The organism is Pontibacter saemangeumensis, from assembly GCF_039541895.1.
Lineage (GTDB): Bacteria > Bacteroidota > Bacteroidia > Cytophagales > Hymenobacteraceae > Pontibacter > Pontibacter saemangeumensis.
This window is the reverse complement of record NZ_BAABHC010000029.1, coordinates 621,911-642,355: the sequence shown is the minus strand read 5'-3', so window position 1 is coordinate 642,355 and position 20,445 is coordinate 621,911. Positions and strand designations below refer to the sequence as shown.

General features: G+C 56.4%; 18 protein-coding genes and 1 tRNA gene. 10 read left to right on the top strand and 9 right to left on the bottom strand.

From position 1 onward, the window contains the following. The first annotated feature begins 140 nt into the window (after positions 1–140). On the top strand, positions 141–965 hold the full coding sequence (locus ABD920_RS20965; protein ID WP_345161942.1) for an SDR family NAD(P)-dependent oxidoreductase: 825 nt from the start codon (positions 141–143) through the stop codon (positions 963–965). A gap of 211 nt (positions 966–1,176) precedes the next feature. Here ABD920_RS20965 and ABD920_RS20960 read toward each other — a convergent pair whose 3' ends face one another. Then, entirely contained in the window at positions 1,177–3,507 is a 2,331-nt protein-coding gene (locus tag ABD920_RS20960; RefSeq protein ID WP_345161940.1) for a S46 family peptidase, read from the bottom strand. A 97-nt stretch (positions 3,508–3,604) separates the two neighbouring features. Between ABD920_RS20960 and yidD the strand changes: the two genes are divergently transcribed. Then, on the top strand, positions 3,605–3,826 hold the full coding sequence (gene yidD, locus ABD920_RS20955; RefSeq protein ID WP_345161938.1) for a membrane protein insertion efficiency factor YidD: 222 nt from the start codon (positions 3,605–3,607) through the stop codon (positions 3,824–3,826). A gap of 81 nt (positions 3,827–3,907) precedes the next feature. Here the strand turns inward: yidD and ABD920_RS20950 are convergent, their stop codons facing one another. The 3 genes from ABD920_RS20950 to ABD920_RS20940 form a co-directional block, all read right to left on the bottom strand. Then, entirely contained in the window at positions 3,908–4,291 is a 384-nt protein-coding gene (locus ABD920_RS20950; RefSeq protein ID WP_345161936.1) for a DUF6334 family protein, read from the bottom strand. Positions 4,292–4,315: 24 nt separating this feature from the next. Beyond that, positions 4,316–5,278 (bottom strand): NAD-dependent epimerase/dehydratase family protein, encoded by a 963-nt coding sequence (locus tag ABD920_RS20945; RefSeq protein WP_345161934.1) that lies wholly within the window; start codon positions 5,276–5,278, stop codon positions 4,316–4,318. Between the two features lie 280 nt (positions 5,279–5,558). Further along, positions 5,559–7,550 carry a peptidylprolyl isomerase gene (locus tag ABD920_RS20940; protein WP_345161932.1) on the bottom strand — a complete coding sequence of 664 codons (1,992 nt, stop codon included), beginning with the start codon at positions 7,548–7,550 and terminating at the stop codon, positions 5,559–5,561. Positions 7,551–7,666: 116 nt separating this feature from the next. On the opposite strand from ABD920_RS20940, the gene ABD920_RS20935 reads away from it, so the two are divergent. The 7 genes from ABD920_RS20935 to cysK all read left to right on the top strand — a co-directional run bounded on the left by ABD920_RS20935 (position 7,667) and on the right by cysK (position 13,157). Further along, entirely contained in the window at positions 7,667–8,143 is a 477-nt protein-coding gene (locus ABD920_RS20935) for a hypothetical protein (RefSeq protein ID WP_345161930.1), read from the top strand. A gap of 26 nt (positions 8,144–8,169) precedes the next feature. After that, complete coding sequence (locus ABD920_RS20930) at positions 8,170–8,670, top strand: hypothetical protein (protein ID WP_345161928.1); 501 nt, start codon at positions 8,170–8,172, stop codon at positions 8,668–8,670. 308 nt (positions 8,671–8,978) lie between these two features. After that, positions 8,979–9,341 (top strand): hypothetical protein, encoded by a 363-nt coding sequence (locus ABD920_RS20925; protein WP_345161926.1) that lies wholly within the window; start codon positions 8,979–8,981, stop codon positions 9,339–9,341. Positions 9,342–9,675: 334 nt separating this feature from the next. Continuing rightward, positions 9,676–10,407, top strand: coding sequence for an MFS transporter (locus ABD920_RS20920; RefSeq protein WP_345161924.1), 732 nt, complete (start codon positions 9,676–9,678; stop codon positions 10,405–10,407). Positions 10,408–10,440: 33 nt separating this feature from the next. Continuing rightward, a complete protein-coding gene (locus ABD920_RS20915; protein ID WP_345162381.1) occupies positions 10,441–10,851 on the top strand; it encodes an MFS transporter in 411 nt (136 codons plus the stop codon). Between the two features lie 414 nt (positions 10,852–11,265). After that, the gene (epsC, locus tag ABD920_RS20910; RefSeq protein WP_345161922.1) at positions 11,266–12,099 is read left to right on the top strand and encodes a serine O-acetyltransferase EpsC; all 834 of its coding nucleotides are present in this window, start codon (positions 11,266–11,268) and stop codon (positions 12,097–12,099) included. Positions 12,100–12,239: 140 nt separating this feature from the next. Further along, a complete protein-coding gene (cysK, locus tag ABD920_RS20905; protein ID WP_345161920.1) occupies positions 12,240–13,157 on the top strand; it encodes a cysteine synthase A in 918 nt (305 codons plus the stop codon). A 71-nt stretch (positions 13,158–13,228) separates the two neighbouring features. Here cysK and ABD920_RS20900 read toward each other — a convergent pair whose 3' ends face one another. The 4 genes from ABD920_RS20900 to ABD920_RS20885 all read right to left on the bottom strand — a co-directional run bounded on the left by ABD920_RS20900 (position 13,229) and on the right by ABD920_RS20885 (position 18,648). Continuing rightward, positions 13,229–14,005 carry a hypothetical protein gene (locus ABD920_RS20900; protein ID WP_345161918.1) on the bottom strand — a complete coding sequence of 259 codons (777 nt, stop codon included), beginning with the start codon at positions 14,003–14,005 and terminating at the stop codon, positions 13,229–13,231. Positions 14,006–14,180: 175 nt separating this feature from the next. Continuing rightward, positions 14,181–14,254 (bottom strand) — tRNA-Ala (locus ABD920_RS20895). Between the two features lie 124 nt (positions 14,255–14,378). Then, positions 14,379–17,660 carry a TonB-dependent receptor gene (locus ABD920_RS20890; protein WP_345161916.1) on the bottom strand — a complete coding sequence of 1,094 codons (3,282 nt, stop codon included), beginning with the start codon at positions 17,658–17,660 and terminating at the stop codon, positions 14,379–14,381. Positions 17,661–18,006: 346 nt separating this feature from the next. Beyond that, the gene (locus ABD920_RS20885) at positions 18,007–18,648 is read right to left on the bottom strand and encodes a C40 family peptidase (protein WP_345161913.1); all 642 of its coding nucleotides are present in this window, start codon (positions 18,646–18,648) and stop codon (positions 18,007–18,009) included. A gap of 78 nt (positions 18,649–18,726) precedes the next feature. On the opposite strand from ABD920_RS20885, the gene ABD920_RS20880 reads away from it, so the two are divergent. Continuing rightward, on the top strand, positions 18,727–20,130 hold the full coding sequence (locus ABD920_RS20880; protein ID WP_345161911.1) for an FAD-binding oxidoreductase: 1,404 nt from the start codon (positions 18,727–18,729) through the stop codon (positions 20,128–20,130). Between the two features lie 60 nt (positions 20,131–20,190). Here ABD920_RS20880 and ABD920_RS20875 read toward each other — a convergent pair whose 3' ends face one another. Beyond that, entirely contained in the window at positions 20,191–20,439 is a 249-nt protein-coding gene (locus tag ABD920_RS20875; protein ID WP_345161909.1) for a hypothetical protein, read from the bottom strand. Between the last annotated feature and the right edge of the window lie 6 nt (positions 20,440–20,445).

The window sequence follows — 20,445 nt, the reverse complement described above, 5'->3', positions numbered from 1 at the left end:
CATCAGGATAGGGTGCAAAAAGCAGGAAACGCAGCGCGTAACGAGACGGCAGGAAAAGCGAAGCTGCAGCGGCATGGGGAACGCCGGATGAACATATATAAAACCTTTCGCCGGACTTCCCTTTTAAGAAAGGAACAGAAATGCTGAAAAATAACATGACGATGGAAATTAACCTGAAGAACAAAGTAGCCCTGGTGACGGGCGGCAGCAAGGGAATTGGCAGAGGCGCTGCGGAGGCGCTTTCAGCGGCTGGCGCTACTGTAGTGATCTGCGCCAGAAATGAAAAAGAATTGCAAACCACCGCACACGAAATTTCGGCTAAAACAGGGAACAAAGTAATCCCCATCCCCACTGATGTGACAAGTCAGTCGGATGTAGCCCAGCTGCTTGTGCGGGCAAAGCAGGATGCCGGCGATATCGACATACTGGTAAACAACGCCGGCGGCATCGGGCAGACGGGGGCGTTTGAGGAAATTGACGAGGAGATCTACAGCCAATTGTATGACCTGAACGTGGTATCGATGGTGCGGCTGATGAAGGCGGTGCTGCCGGCCATGAAGCAGAAGCGCTGGGGGCGCATCATCAACATCTCCTCCGAGAACGGCCTGCAGCCTTACCCCGATATGATCCCGTACGACCTGACCAAAGCCGCGATCATCAACCTGAGCAAAGCGGTGTCCAAGGCGGTGGGGCAGTATAACATCCTGGTGAACACCGTGTCGCCGGCTTTTATCGCCACGCCCCTGGTAGAGGGCATGATGGAGGCGCAGGCCAGGAGCAAGGGCATCACGAAGGAGGCGGCGGAGCGGGAGTTCCTGCAACAGAACCGCCCGGATATCGTGCTGCAGCGGCCCGGCACGATCGCGGAAGTCGGCGCGGCAGTCGTGTTCCTGGCATCGGAGCAGGCCTCCTTCATCACAGGCACCAACCTGCGCGTGGACGGCGGATCGGTGGCTTCGATATGATGTCGAGTAAATGATTACGGCTTTCAGGCCAGCAGATACACAGCTTGAAGCTGTTCTACAGAACCCACCCCTGCCCCTCCAAGCAGGGGAATCTGCAGACAGATTACATATAATGCGCATGAACCAGCTGATAGAATGGTAGTAGCCATATATAAAAAAGGCGCTGAGGGAGATGCCCCAGCGCCTTTTTTATATATAACCGCAGGAAAAATTAATCTTTCACTTGCAGCTTCACTTTTGCGTCGCCTTTCTTCTTTTCGATCTTGAACTCCGTTTTACCGGCACGGAGCCTTTGGTTTGCCTCCTGCACAGCGGCATCCAGCAGCTCGGCCTGCGGAACCTGGAGTTCTGCAGTGGCCTCGGCTGCGTCGCCGGCACCCGGGTTTTCGCTGTCCACAATCGTCATTTCCTGGATCAGGTTCTGGGCGTTGGCGAATTTATCGATCAGGAACAGCAGGTAGCGCGAGTCCATGTTGATGCAGCGCTTGTACTCCGGGTCATATACCAGGTCACCGGTCATGGCTTCCCAGTTGCCGTCGAAGGCCAACCCGATCAGTTCCCCGCGCCCGTTGATGACAGGCGAGCCGGAGTTACCGCCCGTGATGTCGTTGTTGGTGATGAAGTCAGTTACCAGCTCGCCCTTGGAGTTGGCGTAGCGGCCGTAGTCTTTGGCCTGGTAGAGTTGCTTCAGCTTAGCCGGCACCACAAACTCCTCGTTGTTCGGGTCCTCTTTCATCATCACGCCATCCAGGGTGGTGTAGTAGTTATACAGCACGCCGTCCTGCGGGCTATAGTCCTTCACAGCACCGTAGCTCAGGCGGATGGTGGAGTTCGCATCCGGGTAGTATACCTTGTCCGGGTTCATCTGGCGCAGGCCGGCTACATATAAACGGTTGGCCTTGTCCAGCTTTGCGTTACTTTCGGCCAGCTTCGGGGCGATGTTCGTCCGGTAGTTCTCGATGATGGCGTTCACGATCTGGAAAGCCGGGTCGTTCTCCAGCGCTTTCTGCGTCGGGTTTTTCAGGAAGCTGTTCAGCTTCTGCTCCGTCACCACCACTGAGTTGCCGTACACGTAGTCGGCCAGCTTATCGAAGTTGCCGTTGTATTTCTTCACCAGGTTCTTGAAATAGTCAGGCTGCTGCTCTTTGGGGATGTCCTCGGAGTAGTACTTCATCAGCGCCGCGAACACCTTCTTGTCGGCAGGCATGTAATAGTCTTTCAGGAAAGCGTCCACGCGCGGCTGCAAGTCCTCCACGGCTGCGCGGGCAGCCCCCTCGTTCCCCGATTTCAGGGCATTGTAAAGCGGCACCATGCGGTAGGCCATCAGCAGCGACTCGGTGCCCAGCACCGCCTCGTTCAGGTACACCGTCCCCAGGTTATACTGCTCGATGTTCTTATAGGCATCGGCAATCTCGCTCAGCAGGTTGCCGTACGTGGCCTTGCGGGTAGGGTCGGCATTGGCCCAGGCCTGGAACTTGTCCTCGTCCACGATCTTGCCCTCGATGGTGCGCATGCGCTTGATGCCTTCGTTCTGGCCGATCGAGTACTTGTAGTAGTTGGAGGTGGACGCATACTTCGACGCGTACTTGATGCGTGTGGCCGGGTCCTTGTCCATGTCCTGCTTCCAGAGGCCGAGCTTGCTCTCGCGGAGCTTGATGCGCGACTTGTTGAGCTGGTTCACTTCCAGTTTCAGGCCATGCGAGGTCATAAAGCGCTTGGTGCGGCCCGGGAAACCGAACACCATCGTGAAATCGCCCGGCTGCTTATCGCCGATATTGATGGGCAGGTGGTGCTTTGGCTTGTAGGGCACGTTGCTCTTCGCGTAGGGGGCCGGCTTGCCATCCGGAGCCATATATACCCGGAACATGGAGAAGTCGCCGGTGTGGCGCGGCCACATCCAGTTGTCGGTATCGCCGCCGAACTTACCGATGGAGGATGGCGGCGCACCCACCAGGCGCACGTCGTTGTAGCGGTTGTACACGAACAGGTAAAACTCGTTGCCGTTGAAGAAGTCGCGCACGTAGGTCACGTACTCTCCGTTGTTGCTGGCCTCTTTTGCCAGCGCCTGCATGCGCTGCGACACCAGCTGGGCGCGCTGCTCTTCCGGGGTGTTGTTGTCGATGCCTTCCAGCACCTTGCCGGTCACATCGTCCATGCGAACCAGGATGTCCACGAACAGGCCCTCGTTGGGCAGTTCCTCTTCCTTGGAGGTGGCCCAGAAGCCGTCGGTCAGGTAATCGTGCTCGGTAGTGGAGTGCGACTGGATGGAGCTGTACCCGCAGTGGTGGTTGGTCAGCAGCAGCCCTTCAGGGGATATAAACTCGCCGGTACAGAATCCGCCGAACTGCACGATGGCGTCCTTGAGGCTGGAGCTGTTCACAGAGTAGATTTCTTCGGCGGTCAGTTGCAGGCCCTGCTTCTGCATGTCGGTGTAGTTGAGGCGCTTGATGAGCATCGGCAACCACATCCCCTCGTCTGCCCTGGCGGCGTAAGGCACGCTCAGCGAGACAAAAAGTAAGAGTGAAAGGATTCTTTTAAGCATGGAAATTTGTTTAGATGGATTGAAGTAGTGCAAATTTAATAAAATAATACGGCTCCTAACAACTGTTAGGCATTCTGGCTGTTGCAAAAACCAAACCATGACCTGGATTCTGAAGAAATTTGTGCTGGCGCTTATCTGGGTGTACCAGCGGATGATCTCGCCGCTCACCCCGGCGTCCTGCCGCTACACGCCCACCTGCTCTGCTTACGCGGTGCAGGCCGTGAACCGGTACGGCCCCTTCAAAGGCGGGTGGCTGGCGCTGAAGCGCATCGGGCGGTGCCACCCTTGGGGCGGGAGCGGCTACGACCCCGTGCCGTAGTGTGCCGCCGGCAGCGAGCCCACGCCGCATCGGGCGTAGAGAAGGCAGCGCCCTGCACGCACGGTATATAGGATCGCGTCCTCAGCGGTATTTCCGGAAGATGAAGAGCTTTAACTGCGCCGATTCGGCAATCAGCTGCACGTTCGTGCCTTCCACGTCATCAAACTCCAACTGAAAGCCATCTTCGTAGCCGCGCTGGTTGGTCATGCGCCATATATAGCTGATGTGCTTGCGCTGGTTGGAGATGGGTGTTCTGCTAAACCGCAGTTCCAGCGCTGCGACGTCCAGCTCCGGCTGTACTGAGATGACCAGCTCGTCTGAGGCCGCCTCCACAGCAACTACCAGGTATAGATCCTCCAACCGGAACACAACCTGCCGCAGCCCTCCCTGCTGCAGGTCGTGCAGGGCAAAGGCGTTGATCACTTGCTTTCCGGTCAGGGTGTCTAAGTCTACGAAGCTTTCCATAGGCGTAGGTATATATAGGCTCCGCTACACATGCCAGTTCTCCCGGAACCACGCCAGCGTCTCTTCTATGGCCTGCTTCATGGGCGTGTGGGGCAGGTTCGGAAGCGTGCGGCGCAGTTTGTCGTCGTGGAGGAGGAGGGTGTGCTGCCAAAGGTAGCCCATCTCGCTGATCTCGCGCATGCCCGGGGAGAAGAGCCCCATCAGCTTAAACAACCAACCCGGATATAATTTGTGCTTTGGAGCGGTGCCGGCCGCTTCCGCAATCTGCCTTTGCCAGGCTTTGACGCTGGGAACCACCTCGCCGGCGAAATTATAGACGGCATAAGGCTCGGCGGGCTGCAGCTTCGCCAGCTCATAGAAGACCCGGGCGGCATCGGGCGTGTACACCAGCTGGTGCGGAATGTCGTTGCGGTACAGCCAGGGCATCGGCTTGCCCTGGAGCGCGGCCCTGAAGATGGGCGCGATGCCCTCGTTCATCACATTGGGGCCCCAGAAATCGGGCAGGCGCAGGGTGATCACGCGGCACGTTTGGGACTCGGCCGCCTGCTGCAGTATTTCCTCCAACCTGACCCGTATGGCGCCTTTTTTGGTGGTGGGCGCAAAGGGGGTGCCCTCGGTGATGGGGGTGGTTAAACCGAAGTTATATATGTTTCCCGGGAAAAGGACGGTGGCATTTTGCTGCGCGGCAGCCTCTACCACGTGCCGCGTCACGCGTTCCATGTGCGCCTCCCACTGTTCATACGGGTAGTTTATCCCATGGAAAATATGCGTCGCCGCTGCGCCAAGCTCCTTCAGCAGCGCTGCATCCTGCGCGTCACCGGTTACCAGTTGCAGCGACGGATGCGGGCCAAATAACCTCTCGGCCTTCTGCCTGTTTCTTACCAGCAGCGTAACCTGCTCTCGCTGTTGCAACAGCTCCTGCGCGAAGGCATACCCCATGCTGCCTGTCCCGCCAAGTACCAGAAATCTGAAAGGTTGATGTGCCATATAGAAGGTCATGATTTCCTGTCAGGCAGGCATGTGGCGTACCCTCCGGTATGCGGTGCGCCTGTCGTGCAGTGTACTAAATGTAAGAAAATGGCAGGAATAAAACGACGCACGCGATGCGTAACGGCTTTTGCGCATGCCGGAAGTGTGCTCTATACATTAGCGAAGAATTGATATTCCATCAGAAAATGAGTAAAAAGCATAGAACAGAGACACTCAAAGCAACAACACCCCTGATACAAGCGCACCTGTGACGAAGGATTTTCCGGCCACGCGGTACTTATCTTGCAGAGACGGTTTTGTTGACTGCCTGCTTCAGTTCCACGTCCAGCATCCGGTCGCCCACCTCCAGTTGGTGCACGACCTCCATGCCGCTTATCACTTTGGCGAAAATGGTATAGCGCCCGTCGAGGTGCGGTGCGGGGGAGTGGGTGATAAACCATTGGTTGCTCTCCGTATCTTTGCCCGCGGAGGCCATCCCTATATAGCCTTCCATGTAGCGCAGCGGCGCCAGCTCTGAGCGGATGGAATAGTCGGAACTGCCCCAGCCGTCGCCACGCTTGTCGCCTCCCTGCACCACAAAATTGGGCACCACGCGGTGGAAGTACAAGCTGTCGAAGAAGTCCTGGCGGGCAAGCTCCACGAAATTAGCGACCGACCCAGGCGCGTCCTCCACCAGCAGCTGCAGCGTAATGGTGCCTTTCTCCGTGTGCAGTGCCACCTGCTGGTCTGTGGGGATGGTCCTGGCAAGGTCCCAGTCGATGGGGTGTGTGAACGGGTTCTGCGGTGCGGCGCTTTCGGGCCTGTTGTTCAGGTAGTCCAGTGTTTTCTCAATCTCTATGTTGGTTTCCATGTCGCGCGGCAGCTGCAGCTTCAGCTGCGCCTGCGCCAGGAAGCTGTAGTCGCGGTAATAGGGGCGGAGGTTGAGCTTGGGCGCGCGGATGGCGGTGGCTGCCATGCCTACAAGGGCCACGTCACCGGTGCCCACCGCCTGTCTCAGGATATCGGCGAAGGCCTCCTCCATCCGCTTGGGGAAATCGGGCTGCTGGCGCATCAGGATGAGGGCATCCATGGCGGTGGTGGCCACCACCGGTTCCTGCGCCGCAAACATCTCGTCTGCTATATACTGGTAGTTGCCGAAGTCGCCGGAGAGGGCCCGGAGCAGGTAGGCCTTTTCGTAGGGATTGCGGGCGTTCCGGTATTGCTGCTTGTAACGGTTGTTCAGGAAGGTTTTGCTCTGCGGCTGGCTGTTGTGCAGTATCACCCAGATCAGGTTGCCGCGCACGCGGGCGTCCTGTAGCTGCGGCAGGAGCTTTGCAAGCGGGGCTACCGCTACCCCGTTCGGGTTGGCCACCAGGAACTCCGCCGTGGCCACCGCCGTGTTGATGTTGCTGTCCTGCAGCGCGGCCAGCACCGCCTGCTCTATGCCTGCATACTCCAGGCCGCCCATGGCGCGCACGGCACTCAGGCGCACGCGGTAATCGGGGTCGCTCTGCAGGATGTTCGACAGGAACTGCGCCTTGTCGCGGGCCCGTACCTTCGCCAGCGACTGCACCACCGCCATGCGCACCTCCGGTGACTCGTCGGAGGTGGCTGCGGTCAGCAGGTCCCTGCGGTATGGCGTCAGGTCCAATTTGGAAGTGCGGGCCAGGTAGTGCGCCGCTGCCAGGCGCGCCTCATAAGGGTTGTCAGCCGCCAGCAGGTGCACGGCCTCGGCGGTGCCCTGCTGTGTTACCTGCTGCCGAAGCCCGGCCCGGTACAGGCCCCAGGCCTGGCCTGTTTTAGCGGTAGGGTTGGGCGGTATATAGGAATTAAGGAAGGTGGCGCCCGCCGGTGTGGCCACTTTGCCCAAGGCCTCCAGCAGTGCGGCCTGCACGGCCGGGTTTTGCTCGTCCTTCAGCGCCCGCATCACTTCCTGCTCCGCACGGGCGCTTCCGGTCTGGCCCAGCGCGTATGCGGCGGCACGGCGCACGGCCACAGCGGAGTCGGCCAGCAGGTGCAGCAGGGCCGGCACTGCCAGCGTATCCTGTACGGAGGCAAAAGCCAGGGCAGCCTCGGTGCGGTACTGTGTCGCCGGGTGGCTTAGGTAAGGAAGCAGCTCAGTGGTGTTGCGCTCGTCCTGCAGCGTGTACAGCCTCCGAAGGGTGTTATCCGAAAACTTGTTGATGGTTGCCTCCGGTGCCTTGGCGCGCCGCAGCGGCAGGTGCTGGCACGCTGAGAGGGCACCAAGGGCTAAGGCAAGCGTGAGGCTGAATTTAAAGTGTCTGTTCATATACAGGCTCAAGTTAAATAAATTGTGGCAGAGGCCCTCCATTAAACCAATTCAAATTGAATTTTGACATTAATAGGAAATTGTCTATTTTTAGACGAATCAAGCCGCTGTTGTGCATGCAGGAGCTAAGTATCAGACTTTTTGAAGGTGCTTACACACTGAAGCCCGAAACAGAACGACGCGCCATGCTGCTGGCGATGCTGGCTGTGGTCCTGCAGGTGTGCCTGCTGGTGTACCTTGCCGCCACAAAGCATTTCGCGCCGGTACTGGTGCTTGTTTTTGCATTCAATTTAGTAGTACCCGCTTATTTCTTTTTCAATATCTGGCTCGACCGGAAACCAAAGTACAGGCGCCACCTTACGCTGACGGAGCAGGGCGTGTGTTACAGGGCCAGGTTCATGCACACCGAGCAGGAGTTCGACTGGGAGGAGGTGGATGCCGTGCACATCGGGTTGTACCATGTGGTGTTTGTCCTGAAGAACGAGGAGGAGCATTATATAAACCTGGAGCGCATCCAGAATGAAGAAGTACTCGAGCAGGTAAAAGAGCAGATAAGGGAGATGGTGCAGCAGAAGGAAATTATGCTCCGATAATAATCAGTGTACCCAACACAACCTATATGTACATCAACCTTTACCCTAACAAGCACCTGAACGCTACTAAAAAATCTGTGCTTGCCATGGGGCTGTTCCTGGCTGCAGGGGGCGCATACGCGCTTTTGCGGGAGCTCTTCTGGCGCACTGACTTCCAATCGGGGTGGGCGATGGCCAGCGCCGGGGTCACCCTTATAGGCTTCCTGTCCATTGTGGTGGCGATGGACAAGATCAGGGTGAAAGACGCCTACCTCTCCATCACCCCCGAGCGCCTGATGTACCGCCTCAGCGTGATGGGCCGAGAACAGCTACTACCCTGGGAGAGTATCAGGGCGCTGCAGGTAACAGAGCATGTGGTGGTGTTCGAGCAGGAGCAGGGCACCGTCACCAAATTGCGCCTCGGGCTCATACAGCAGCCGGAGATAGCCCGGCACGTGTCGCGGAGCATCCTGCTGGCTGCCATGGAAAAAGGCATTCCTGTCAACGGTGTTGCGGCCGTCCCCCGGAAACCCTCCTTACAGGAGTAACACGGTTTATGGGGTTTATATAGCGCCTGTGGCAGTTCTCATGGCTGGCTCCGCTCGCAACTTCCTCCGGTATACGCCTTATATGGCGCTGCAGGCTGCAGGGTTTGTGCTCCACACTTCGGGGACGCGTTCCACAACCTGTGGAGTGTCTCCCCAACAGGTCCGTTATATCTTGTTTTTCCTCTTTTTCAGGTCTTAACCTTTAAATTGTTGCCCTGTAAGCGATTAAGGGGCTTTTGGTTCGTTTTGGCACGGTTCTGATATATGCCGGATTGTAAAACAATTTTAAATCAATCAGAACCGAATTTATGAAAAAGATAACTTTTGTAGCAGCAGCAATCGCATTTGTAGGATTCTTCTCGAACGAGGCAAGCGCCCAGACCACTACCCAGCCACAACAGGAGCAGACGCAGATGCAGGAGCAGGCTCAGCCAGCGCAGCAGGAAGGCACCAAAGAGGCCGTAACCCAGGATCAGCTTCCTGAGCCTGTGAAGACTACGCTTGCAAGCGAGGTGTACAAAGACTGGAAAGTGGGCGAGATCTACAAAGTTTCTCCGCCGGCAGGGGCAGCGGATGCCAAAGTCGTATATGAAGTGACCATGACAAACGCCCAGGGCCAGACCGGCTCTGTGATGTTGGACGAAGCAGGTAAGGACGCTTCCGCGAAGTAACAGGAAGTTCTTAAAGCCTTGAAAAAGGGCCGCCACCTTAAGCAGGTGGCGGCCCTTTTTGTTTGTGGAGCTAAGATATATATAGCCGCTCCTGGTATCACGCATGGCCTGGTAAGCGTATCTGCATGTTGCAACGGTTCGTGTTTGCATAGGAAAGCCCACAGAAATTTGCCGCCTGTTTTATTTTATGCCCGGGATAAGGGGATGATTGCGTGGCCAATTACTTCTGATGTGGGTTTAGCCGGCTTATATAGAGGGGCGGGGTGAAATTTACCGAAGTGCGGGTGGCGCGGCAGCAGAACGTTTGCCACCTTTGCAACCTCAAACAAAGGACATGGCAGAACAGGTAACGCGGGTGTATGGGGTGCAGTTCGGATTGCTTTGCCTGAGCTCCTTTCTCTTCTTCTCGAGCTTCAACATGATCATTCCGGAGCTGCCCGACTACCTGAGCAGCCTGGGCGGGGCCGAGTACAAAGGCCTGATCATCTCCCTCTTCACCCTCACCGCCGGCCTGTCCAGGCCTTTCAGCGGCAAACTGGCAGACAAGGTCGGGCGGATACCGGTGATGGTGGTGGGCGGTGCGGTCTGTATAATTGCCGGGTTCATGTACCCGCTCACCGCCACCGTGTCTGCTTTTCTGCTGCTGCGCCTGCTGCATGGTTTCTCCACAGGCTTTACGCCCACTGGCACCGCGGCCTATGTGGCGGATGTGGTGCCGGTCGGGCGGCGTGGCGAGGCAATGGGGCTCATCGGGCTGTCCGGCAGCCTAGGGATGGCCGCCGGGCCTGCCGTGGGCGGCGCTATCGCCAACCAGTTCTCCGTGGATGCGATGTTCTACGTGTCTTCGCTGGCCGCATTCTTATCCGTGGGGGTGCTGGCGCGGATGCACGAGACGCTGGATACGCCGCACCGCTTCCGGATGGGGCTGCTGAAAATCTCGCGGAGCGAGCTGTTCGAGCCGCGGGTGCTGGCGCCGTGCATCGTCATGCTTTTCTCCACTTTCGCCTACGGCACCATCCTCACCATCATCCCCGACTTCAGCGAGCACCTCGGCATCCGGAACTAGGGCCTTTTCTTCACCAGCTTCACGCTCTCCTCCCTGGCTATCCGGTTCCTCGCCGGCCGGGCCTCCGACAGGTATGGCCGTGTAAACGTGCTGCGCGTCAGCACCAGCCTGCTCACTATTGCCATGGTGCTGATCGGGCTGGTGTCGTCGCCAACGGAGCTGTTGCTGGCTGGGGTGCTGTTTGGCGTGGCCCAGGGCATGAACTCGCCCACTATTTATGCCTGGACCATTGACCTGGCGCACGAGGCGCACCGCGGAAGAGCCATGGCGACCATGTACATCGCTTTGGAGGCAGGCATTGGCATGGGCGCTTTTTTCTCAGGCTGGCTGTATCAAAATAAAACCGGCAATTTTACGCTCGTCTTCTGGCTGTCGGCCGCATTTGCGCTGGTGTCGTTCCTGTACCTGGTGCTGTTCGTCGGAAGCCGCCGGCAACCTGCATGAGTGGTGCAGGAAAGGGCACAGAATGTTCGGATTTGTGTAGGACGCTATATAGGATGGCTTTGGGTTTCGGATCTTTAAGAACGGCATGCTTGGCCCTCGTGCATATACCTTACACGACAGGCCGGTTGCTGACTGAACTTCCATGCATCCGGGCACGGAAAGCTGAAGCATATATAGATTTGAGATGTTCCTGCCTATATATAATAGCCCGGTGCTCAAACCATTTATAACTTAAAATCACCTTGGTGGGATTTTTTCAAACCTCCTATAGTGCTATCTTGCTTAAGATGCAAACCGATATAGACATGCCAGGGACGGCGCAAAGCATGTGAAGAGAATGGGGAGAAGTGAACAAGTGCCCTGTTTTTTTGTTAAATTCAACGCAATACCCACGCAATACGTTGATAAATCAGAATGAATAGTCAGTTTATAAACGCGCTCTTCCGGGATCACCAGGAGGCAAGGCACCAGGTGCCGGCTTCGGCCATCTGCCACCTCGCAGAAGGCGTGCTTCATTTGCTTTTCCCGGCTCTGGCCGATGAGCGCTTCGAGACGGTGCGGGAGCTGGAGGAATATGCCAGCAGCCTGCAGCAGAACCTGATGCGCGTGCTCTCCGGTATGGAGCAGCAGTTGCCCATGCCGGCAGAGGAGGTGGCGCGGCAGATGATGCAGCACCTGCCCCAGATACACCAGCTGCTGCTCTACGACGCAGAGGCCATTGCCGCCGGCGACCCAGCGGCGCAGAGCGTGGAGGAAGTGATCAGGACTTACCCGGGCTTCAAGGCGGTGGCCGTTCACCGGATGGCCCACGAGCTGTACCGGCTGCAGGTGCCGCTGCTGCCGCGTGTGCTGGCGGAATATGCCCACGCCCGGACGGGCATCGACATTCACCCCGGCGCCCAGATCGGCACGCACTTCTGCATCGACCACGGCACCGGCATCGTGATCGGGGAGACTTCCATCATCGGAGACTATGTGAAGGTATACCAGGGCGTGACGCTGGGTGCCCTGAGCGTGGACAAAGCCATGGCCAACATCAAGCGCCATCCTACCATTGAGCACCATGTGGTGATCTACGCAGGGGCCACCATTCTGGGTGGAAACACCGTTGTGGGCGCTTATAGCACGATTGGGGGTAACGTGTGGCTGACGGAGAGCGTACCTGCCTATTCGCGGGTGTACCACCAGCCACAGATAAATGTGCGCCGTTCCGCCGACCCGGCAGACGTTGTGAACTTCTCTATCTAAACCGGGAAAGGAACATCAACAGCAGTTAACATGGCACAGGGTTTCCTTTGTGCGGCATGCGCTGTGAGACACCTGAACGACAATGACTGTGGCAACATATTAAATTTATCTCAGACAAACGATATAAAACAGGATAAAACATGAAAGCCAAATCAATACTCGAAGTAATCGGTAACACGCCGCATGTGCGCATCAACAAGCTCTTCGGCGATAACATGGAAGTGTGGATGAAGCAGGAGCGGAGCAACCCCGGCGGCAGCATCAAAGACCGTATCGCGCTGGCCATGATTGAAGACGCAGAGCGCAAAGGCCTGCTAAAAGAAGATAGTGTGATTGTGGAGCCCACCTCCGGCAACACCGGTGTAGGGCTGGCGATGGTGGCTGCCGTAAAAGGATACCAGGTAGTGCTGGTGATGCCGGAGTCGATGTCGATTGAACGCCGCCGCCTGATGGCCGCTTACGGTGCCAAACTGGAGCTGACGCCGCGCGAAAAAGGCATGAAAGGATCTATCGCGCGCGCGCAGGAGATCCTTCAGGAAAATGAGAAGGCTTGGATGCCGATGCAGTTCGATAATGAGGCCAACACGCAGATCCATATCGATACCACCGCCCAGGAGATACTCGATGACTTTCCGGAGGGACTCGATTACGTGATTACCGGCGTAGGCACCGGAGGGCATATAACCGCGGTTGCAAAAGTGCTGAAGGGGCAGTTCCCGAACCTGAAGGTGTTTGCGGTGGAGCCCTCCGCCTCGCCCGTGCTAAGCGGTGGCCAGCCCGGCCCGCACCCGATACAGGGCGTCGGCGCCGGCTTCATCCCGAAGATCATGGATACCACCCTGCTGGACGGCGTGATTCAGGTGGAGGCCGAGGAAGCCTTTAACTACGCCCGCCGCGCAGCCCGCGAAGAAGGCCTGTTTGTGGGGATATCCTCGGGGGCTTCGCTGGCCGCCGTTGCCAAAAAGCTTGAAGAGGGGATTCCGGACGGCTCCAGGATACTCACCTTCTGCTACGACACCGGCGAGCGTTACCTGTCGGTGGAAGGCCTTTTTGTGTAGCGCCTACGCAATTTTATATATAAACCGCCTCCTGTTGTATAGCACACTCTATATAGCAGGAGGCGGTGTTGTTAGTCGCCCGCCACGAGCGCCGTCATGTGCCACTTCCCCTGCGCATTCCGGTTGAAGAGGGCACGGTACCCCACAGGGCTATAGAGGTCGGCATGGCTGAGGTAGCCGCTCAGTTTCCCCTCAGGCGTTTGCACATACCACCACTCCTTTCTGGCGGTGTTATCGCCCTGCGGGTATGATCTGGCGTAATCCGTTTGCAGGATGATACGATCGAGGGTGCAGATGCCGGTGGCATTGGCGGCGGGCTGCTCCCGCAGGATAGCCCCGGGTTTGGTTACAGCCATATGCGAGAACGCATCCAGGGAATCAGGCCAGTTGCTGTACACATACGGGAGGGCGTATGCTGCCGGGTTTCCGTCGGCCATATAGTCGCCGCCCAGGCGCAGCAGGTTGTCGAGCAGCAGCCATATCTCCGAGCTTGTGTTTTCAGGGCGCCACTGCCTGCTGAAGGCCTCCCAGCCGCCACTGCCGTCGAAGCCCGTCCGGATGTTGGGGTCGAGGAGGGTTTGCAGTTGCTGCGCGTCCTGTGCCTGCACCGCTGCTTGCAGGCTTTCCAGGTACTGGCGCAGGGTGGCGTCGGTAATAGCTTGATCTGGCGGGAGCAGGAGCGGAGCCTTTGCCGTGCAGGCGGGCACAGGCGCGGTGGCCTGCGCCGTGGAATCAGGAAGTTCGGTCGGGTTTCCGGTACCGGCAGTGCTGCCCAGGTCAGACCGCTGCTCGTTGCAGGCAGCCAGGCAGCAGAAGCCGGCACAAAGGGCAAGCATCAGTTTTGTCATAAGGTATGGTCAAATATAAAAGGCGTTACTTTCGAAAGTTGCCTTGCACCAATTTCTACCTCAACGTAAAACTGAGACTTGAGAATGCCTTTGCCTCATTTGGCATTTCGAGGAAAGGATTTATATATAGAAGTGCGCAAAATAAAAAAGGCAATCCTGTAGGATTGCCTTTTAGTGGAGAATATCGGAGTCGAACCGATGACCTCTTGCATGCCATGCAAGCGCTCTAGCCAGCTGAGCTAATCCCCCGTTGTAGTGGCACAAAAATAGGAGAAATATTTTAGAAGCAAAACATCCATCTAAAAAATTGTGCAAAAGAAAAGGGGCAGCGCAAGCTGCCCCTCTCTGTAGGTGGTGTTTATATATACTTCGGTTAGTTGAAGATATAGCGCAAGCCTAACTGCATGCTCCAGGTGCTCGAAGTGCTGAACCTGTTACGGAAAGGTGTTTCCGGCAGGACTGTAGCACCATCTGTATTCCTGATGGTGGCCATCTGGAAAGTAGGCACACCGTCTTCGCTTACCTTATTCACTCTCAGCAAGCCATAGTTGTACAAAGACCCGGTGTTCAGCTCCTCGTAAACTCCCCAGTCAGAGCTGATCAGGTTGCTGAGGTTTTTCACATCCACACTAAACTGAAGCGTGTTGCGCGTTTTGCCGACATTGGCATATACGTCCTGCAGCAGTCTCAGGTCGAAACGGTTAAACCATGGCAGCAGCCCGTTGTTACGCTCCACATAACCGCCTCTGCTGTCTTTCAACGCATCTACATTGTCCACAAAACGGTCGAACGCCTCGCGCTGCTGCTCTGCTGAGAACAATACATTACCATCGCTCACGATCGGGGCGAAAGTAAGGTCTGCAGAGTTTTGGGGGATGTACAGCAGGTCGTTGCTTACACCGTCCGCGTTCACATCACCATTATAGGTATAGGCGAAGCGGCCCTGGTTGGCACCCTCGTAGAACAGGGAGATGGTCGTAGCCAGGTGGCTGATATACTCTTTGCGGTAAGAAACATTGGCTACCACGCGGTGAGGGGTCTCGAACTGGGAAATGCCTAACAGCAGCTCGTTCGGATCGTTAACAGAGTAATTGTTAGACCAAGCAGAGCCTGCACTGGAACCCGGGTTGCCCGTCACGTCTCTGGAACGGGTATAGGTATAGAACACGGATCCGTAAAACCCATGCTGGGCATTCAGCGTCAGGCCTCCGGTCAGGGCCAGTGAGTTTCCTTTGCTGGTGTTGCTCAGTACAGTGGCGGTCCCGCTCAGGTCTTTGTTGTACTGTGTTTTGTTTCTGCCATTCCAGAAATCACGGTCGTCGCCAGAGTAGTTGAGTTGTCCGGGGGCTGCCACTCTGTTTGCGTTGAACTGATAAACGCCCTGGATGTCTTTGGTGTACAACAGGTCTACGGTGGCTACCAGCGGTGTGTTAGGGATAGTATAATCCGCTGCAATGCTGCTTCTCCACACCTGCGGCATTTTAAAGTTGCGGTCTACCAGGGCAAAGGACCCTGGCGCTCCACCACTAGGCGATTTGATGAAAACATCTGATGGGCCATTGTTTACCCAGTACATCGGATCCGGGTTGAAAGTGATGCCCTCCAGCGCCTCGTCAGGAACCGGTTCCAGCGTGTTCTGGATTACACCAGCGTTGGTTGGCATGTTCGTGAGCCAAACAAAAGGTATGCGGCCAGAGAAAATGCCTGTACCGCCGCGCAATTGTAAGGATCCGTCCCCAAAGGCATCGTAGTTAAAGCCAATTCTTGGAGAAAGCATCACGCGGGACTTAGGCCATTCGCCACTGGAGTAAGTGGTTGCGTTGCCGTCCGTGTCAGACAGAACCAGCGCATCAATGGACGGGTTAGGCGTAAGGTCGTTCAGGTAAAGCGGCAGCTCGGCACGCAGGCCTACTGTCAGGTCAAGCTGCTCGTTCACGTTAATCTTGTCCTGTAAATACAAACCGGCTGTGGCGAAGTTCACGCGGGCAACAGGGTCCTGGCCCTCGTAAGGATACGTGATGCCGTATGAGATGGGGGTAGCATTGTTTACGAAGTCATCTACGGATGCATACCGGTAATAAGAAGTAGCCATACGCTGGTAGCTGTTCCCGAACTTCAGCAACTCGAAGCTGGCCCCGGCGGTGAAGGTATGGTTTCCGGCAAGGTAAGAGAGGTTGTTTGTGAACGAGTAGTTATCGTTGAGCACCTCGTTGCCTTTGCTGAACAACTCTGTTCCGAAGGAGATATACTGATCACCTTCTTTCCAGATGTCTACAAACGGGAAGTCTGCCCCTGGCGTAGTACGCGTGTCCTGTATGCGGCTGAAAGTGGCCAGGAACTGGTTGGAGATTTTGTCTGTAAAAGAGCTGTTCAATTCCGCAGTAAGGGAGCGAACTACGTTCTTGAACGAGTAATTCGCGTTTTCGAACGCGATGGCACTTGAACTCACGCGGCTCGAAGACGCGCGTGGGTTAGGGCCTGAGTTGTTGTTTACGATCTGGTCGCTTGTGCCTTCTACCTGGTTGTAGCGGATGGTAAACGTGTGGTTGTTGGTGATGTTCCAGTCCAGGCGAACCAGGAATTTCTTGCTCTCATTTGCGAACTCATTTGCGTAGTTCTCATAAGCGCCCGGATTGTAGTTGTAGTTATTGATCAGGTAGTTGCGAACCAGCTCCAGGTCGTCTGCCGTTGTTCTGGCTACGTTCGGCCCGGTGAGACCGGGGCGGGTAGCCACCCAGGTAATGCCCGGGAAAGTTTCTTCCTCCTGCTCGTAGTTGGCAAAGAAAAACAGTTTGTTTTTGATGATCGGGCCTCCCAGGCGGGCGCCGAAAGTCTTTGTTTCGCTCTTCGCCTGCTCCGGAAGCTCCTGATCCCCGATCTTCGTTCCGTTAAAGTCCTGGTTGCGGTAAAAGGTGTAAGCAGAGCCGGAGAAAGTGTTCGTACCACTGCGCGTAACAGCGTTTATACCGGCACCTGTAAAGCCCGACTGGCGCACATCATATGGGGCTATGTTCACCTGGATCTGCTCGATGGCATCCAGGGAGATAGGCTGTGAGCTTCCGCCTGGCAGCGCGTTCGAGCTTAAGCCAAAAGCGTTGTTGAAGTTGGCGCCGTCGATCTGGAGGTTGTTGTAGCGGGCGTCTCTACCGGCAAAACCGTTTCCGTTTGCCTGCGGCGTCAAGCGCGTAAAGTCCGTGACACTCCTCGAAATGGTAGGTAACGTGTTGATTTGCTCAGTGGTAACGTTTGTGGCAGCGCCTGTCTTGTTTGCGTTGAAAACAGAGCTTTGGTCTGCCGTAACCACTACTTCCTGCAGGTCAGTGCCTGATTCAGACAAAGTTGCCTCCAACTGGTACGGCACCCCTAATCCGAGCGTGATGTCGCTGTATGTCTTTGGCTGAAAGCCAACATAGCTAACCTCCACCACATAAGGTCCGCCAACCCGCATGTTCTGGATGTTGAAGCGGCCTTCTACGTTCGTAGCAGTACCGTACGTTGTGCCTGAGGGTTGGTGCGTCGCTTTCACTGTTGCTCCAATCAAAGGCTCACCATTAGAATCCTTTACAGATCCGTTGATGCTACTCGTCGTTACCTGTGCATGAAGCCCTGTTATACTGAGTAACATGAGAAGCGTCGCAAGTAAATACTTCTTCATAAAAAAAGGGTTGGGTAGGTTGGTTGTTAATCTTTGCCTCCTGCCGCGCCTGCCCTCTGGCACAGCTGACGGAGCACTGTAAAAGTTGTTCATAAAAACGGGTTGGTTGAATTTGGCGCAAAGGTAAGGCCGTCAGCGGTATTTCTCATAACATCCGTATTATTTAAATGTTAAAAAAACTACGTGTGAGGGAGTTAGACCAGGAAGGCGGCATAAGGCCTTTTAGACTCCTGAAATGGCACAAATAAAAAAAGCACAGGGTAGCCTGTGCTTTTGAAAAAGAATCATATCCGGGCAGCACTGTGAGGTTTTTGTGCTATATATAACCGCCCGCTGTTAATCCGCTTTAGAATACCGGTGGCCGCACGGCCTTCAGGAAGATCTTCTGAAAATGATCGGCATATAAATTGTTCTCCACCACACCCAGGGAGGAGGAGGCATGGATGAAGCGGACCTCGTCGTTGCTGATCACCTCTGTCACCATTCCCACGTGCGTCACGTCGCGGCTGAACCTGTTGGCCCCGAAAAACACCAGGTCACCCTCTTTTACGTTCTTTAGCTTTACCTTTGTGCCGTAGCGGCTCTGCTCGTCGGAGGTACGGGGCAGCGCCACGTCTATGCTCTGGAAGGAGGTGCAGAGCAGGCCGGAGCAGTCCATGCCCACGCGGGTGGTGCCGCCCCACTTATAGGGGGTGCCGGTATAGGAGCGGGCCGCCTCAATCACGGTGGCCACGTCGCGGTCCAGGTTGCGCGAGCGCACGCGGGTGCGGCTGGTGCGGTCCTTGGAGGTGGCGATGCGCTCGCCGGAGTTGCCGCTCTTGCGGGCTATCTTTCCGGAGCGGCGCTCCTGGCGCCGTTCCTCGGCTATCTCGCGGGCCGATTTATAGGGCTCGCCGGGCTTGCTGAACCTGGGCGGCGTGGTCTGGCAGGCGGCCATCAGCAGCAGCAAAAAGATTATGAGGGCGGAAGAAGTAAAATGTGTTTTCAAAGCGTATTTTAGCAAGCGTAAGTTTAACAAGGACGATTATCCAAAGGCTAAAATACTGATTAGCCTCCCATTTTAAAAATGAAATTCAATACTATCACGCCAGAATTTGTCGAATCCCTCTCCGCCATCGTTGGCCGGGAGCACGTTCTGCTGCCTGCCGCCGCTGACGATATGCTGCGCTATACCCACGACGAAACCGAGGATCTGCGCTTTGAGCCGGAAGTGGTGCTTAAACCTGCTAACGCCGCCGAGATCAGCCTTATTATGAAGTTCTGCCACGAAAATTTAATCCCGGTAACGCCGCGCGGCGCAGGCACCGGGCTCAGCGGCGGGGCCCTCGCTATTCATAAAGGTGTGATCCTGTCCACGGAGCGGCTTGATAAGATTTTACATATAGACGAACGCAACCTGCAGGCCACCGTCGAGCCGGGCGTCATCACGCAGGTGTTCCAGGAGGCCGTGATCGAGCGGGGGCTGTTTTACCCGCCCGACCCCTCCAGCCGGGGCAGCTGCTTTCTGGGCGGCAACCTGAGCCAGTCCAGCGGCGGGCCAAGGGCGGTGAAGTACGGCGTCACCAAAGACTATGTGCTGAACATGGAGGTGGTGCTGCCCACGGGCGAAATCACCTGGACCGGGGCCAATGTGCTGAAGAACGCCACGGGCTATAACCTGACGCAGCTGATGGTCGGGAGCGAGGGGACATTGGGCATCATCACCAAAATCGTATTCCGGCTCATCCCGTACCCGACGCAGAACCTGGTGCTGCTGGTGCCCTTCCGGAAGGAGGAGGAGGCCTGCGAGGTAGTGTCAAGGATATTCATGGCGGGCATCGTGCCTTCGGCGCTGGAGTTCATGGAGCGCGAGGCCATCGAGTGGGCCGACCGCTACCTCGGCTTTGCCACAGAAAGGCCGGCCGACGAGCGGGCGCACCTGCTGATCGAGCTGGATGGCAACGACATGGACCTGCTGTACAAGGATGCCGAGCGGCTGTATGAGGTGCTGGAAAAATTTGACGTGGGCGACATACTGGTGGCCGACAACGAGAAGCAGAAAAACGAGCTGTGGCAGCTGCGCCGCAACGTGGCCCACGCCGTGAAAAGCAACTCTATATATAAGGAGGAAGACACGGTGGTGCCAAGGGCGGAGCTGCCCGCGCTGCTGAAAGGCGTGAAGGAGATCGGGGCCCGGTACAATTTCAAATCCGTCTGCTACGGCCACGCCGGCGACGGCAACCTGCACGTGAACATTGTGAAGGCCGATATGAGCGACGACGACTGGAACAACAAGCTGCCGGAAGGCATTAAAGAAATATTCAGGCTGTGCGTGCGGCTGGGCGGTACCATTTCCGGGGAGCACGGCATTGGTCTTGTGCAGCGGCAGTATATAGACATCGCGCTGAACGAGGTGCAACTGCGCCTCATGCGTGGCATCAAAGACCTCTTCGATCCGCACGGCATCCTGAACCCAGGCAAGATTTTCTGAAGGCAGAAAAGGCGCAGACCATATGGTCTGCGCCTTTTAGCATATATGATTCGTTGGCCTTTAGGCTTGCTCTTCGTCCAGTCCGCCCAGCCGGCTCTCGGCCAGCTTGCACTCCAGCCCGCGCAGGTTCATCCACGATTGCATCAGGTTTATGTGTGACTCGTTCAGCGGCGCCTGGTGTGTGTTGTGCTCATACGTCTGCTGTTTGGGAGTCGCCATCGAGAACAGCATGTCCTGTGGCTGGTTTACCTTTTCTGTTGATTGGTGTGATCTGAGTATAGCTTCGTTTAGTGATTTTCTCGTTTCCATGGTATA

Excerpts from the sequence above, each read along its gene's own strand:
- ABD920_RS20965 (WP_345161942.1), top strand. The coding sequence starts at position 141 with ATGCTGAAAAATAACATGACGATGGAAATTAACCTGAAGAACAAAGTA.
- ABD920_RS20960 (WP_345161940.1), bottom strand. The coding sequence starts at position 3,507 with ATGCTTAAAAGAATCCTTTCACTCTTACTTTTTGTCTCGCTGAGCGTG.
- yidD (WP_345161938.1), top strand. The coding sequence starts at position 3,605 with ATGACCTGGATTCTGAAGAAATTTGTGCTGGCGCTTATCTGGGTGTAC.
- ABD920_RS20950 (WP_345161936.1), bottom strand. The coding sequence starts at position 4,291 with ATGGAAAGCTTCGTAGACTTAGACACCCTGACCGGAAAGCAAGTGATC.
- ABD920_RS20945 (WP_345161934.1), bottom strand. The coding sequence starts at position 5,278 with ATGGCACATCAACCTTTCAGATTTCTGGTACTTGGCGGGACAGGCAGC.
- ABD920_RS20940 (WP_345161932.1), bottom strand. The coding sequence starts at position 7,550 with ATGAACAGACACTTTAAATTCAGCCTCACGCTTGCCTTAGCCCTTGGT.
- ABD920_RS20935 (WP_345161930.1), top strand. The coding sequence starts at position 7,667 with ATGCAGGAGCTAAGTATCAGACTTTTTGAAGGTGCTTACACACTGAAG.
- ABD920_RS20930 (WP_345161928.1), top strand. The coding sequence starts at position 8,170 with ATGTACATCAACCTTTACCCTAACAAGCACCTGAACGCTACTAAAAAA.
- ABD920_RS20925 (WP_345161926.1), top strand. The coding sequence starts at position 8,979 with ATGAAAAAGATAACTTTTGTAGCAGCAGCAATCGCATTTGTAGGATTC.
- ABD920_RS20920 (WP_345161924.1), top strand. The coding sequence starts at position 9,676 with ATGGCAGAACAGGTAACGCGGGTGTATGGGGTGCAGTTCGGATTGCTT.
- epsC (WP_345161922.1), top strand. The coding sequence starts at position 11,266 with ATGAATAGTCAGTTTATAAACGCGCTCTTCCGGGATCACCAGGAGGCA.
- cysK (WP_345161920.1), top strand. The coding sequence starts at position 12,240 with ATGAAAGCCAAATCAATACTCGAAGTAATCGGTAACACGCCGCATGTG.
- ABD920_RS20900 (WP_345161918.1), bottom strand. The coding sequence starts at position 14,005 with ATGACAAAACTGATGCTTGCCCTTTGTGCCGGCTTCTGCTGCCTGGCT.
- ABD920_RS20890 (WP_345161916.1), bottom strand. The coding sequence starts at position 17,660 with ATGAAGAAGTATTTACTTGCGACGCTTCTCATGTTACTCAGTATAACA.
- ABD920_RS20880 (WP_345161911.1), top strand. The coding sequence starts at position 18,727 with ATGAAATTCAATACTATCACGCCAGAATTTGTCGAATCCCTCTCCGCC.
- ABD920_RS20875 (WP_345161909.1), bottom strand. The coding sequence starts at position 20,439 with ATGGAAACGAGAAAATCACTAAACGAAGCTATACTCAGATCACACCAA.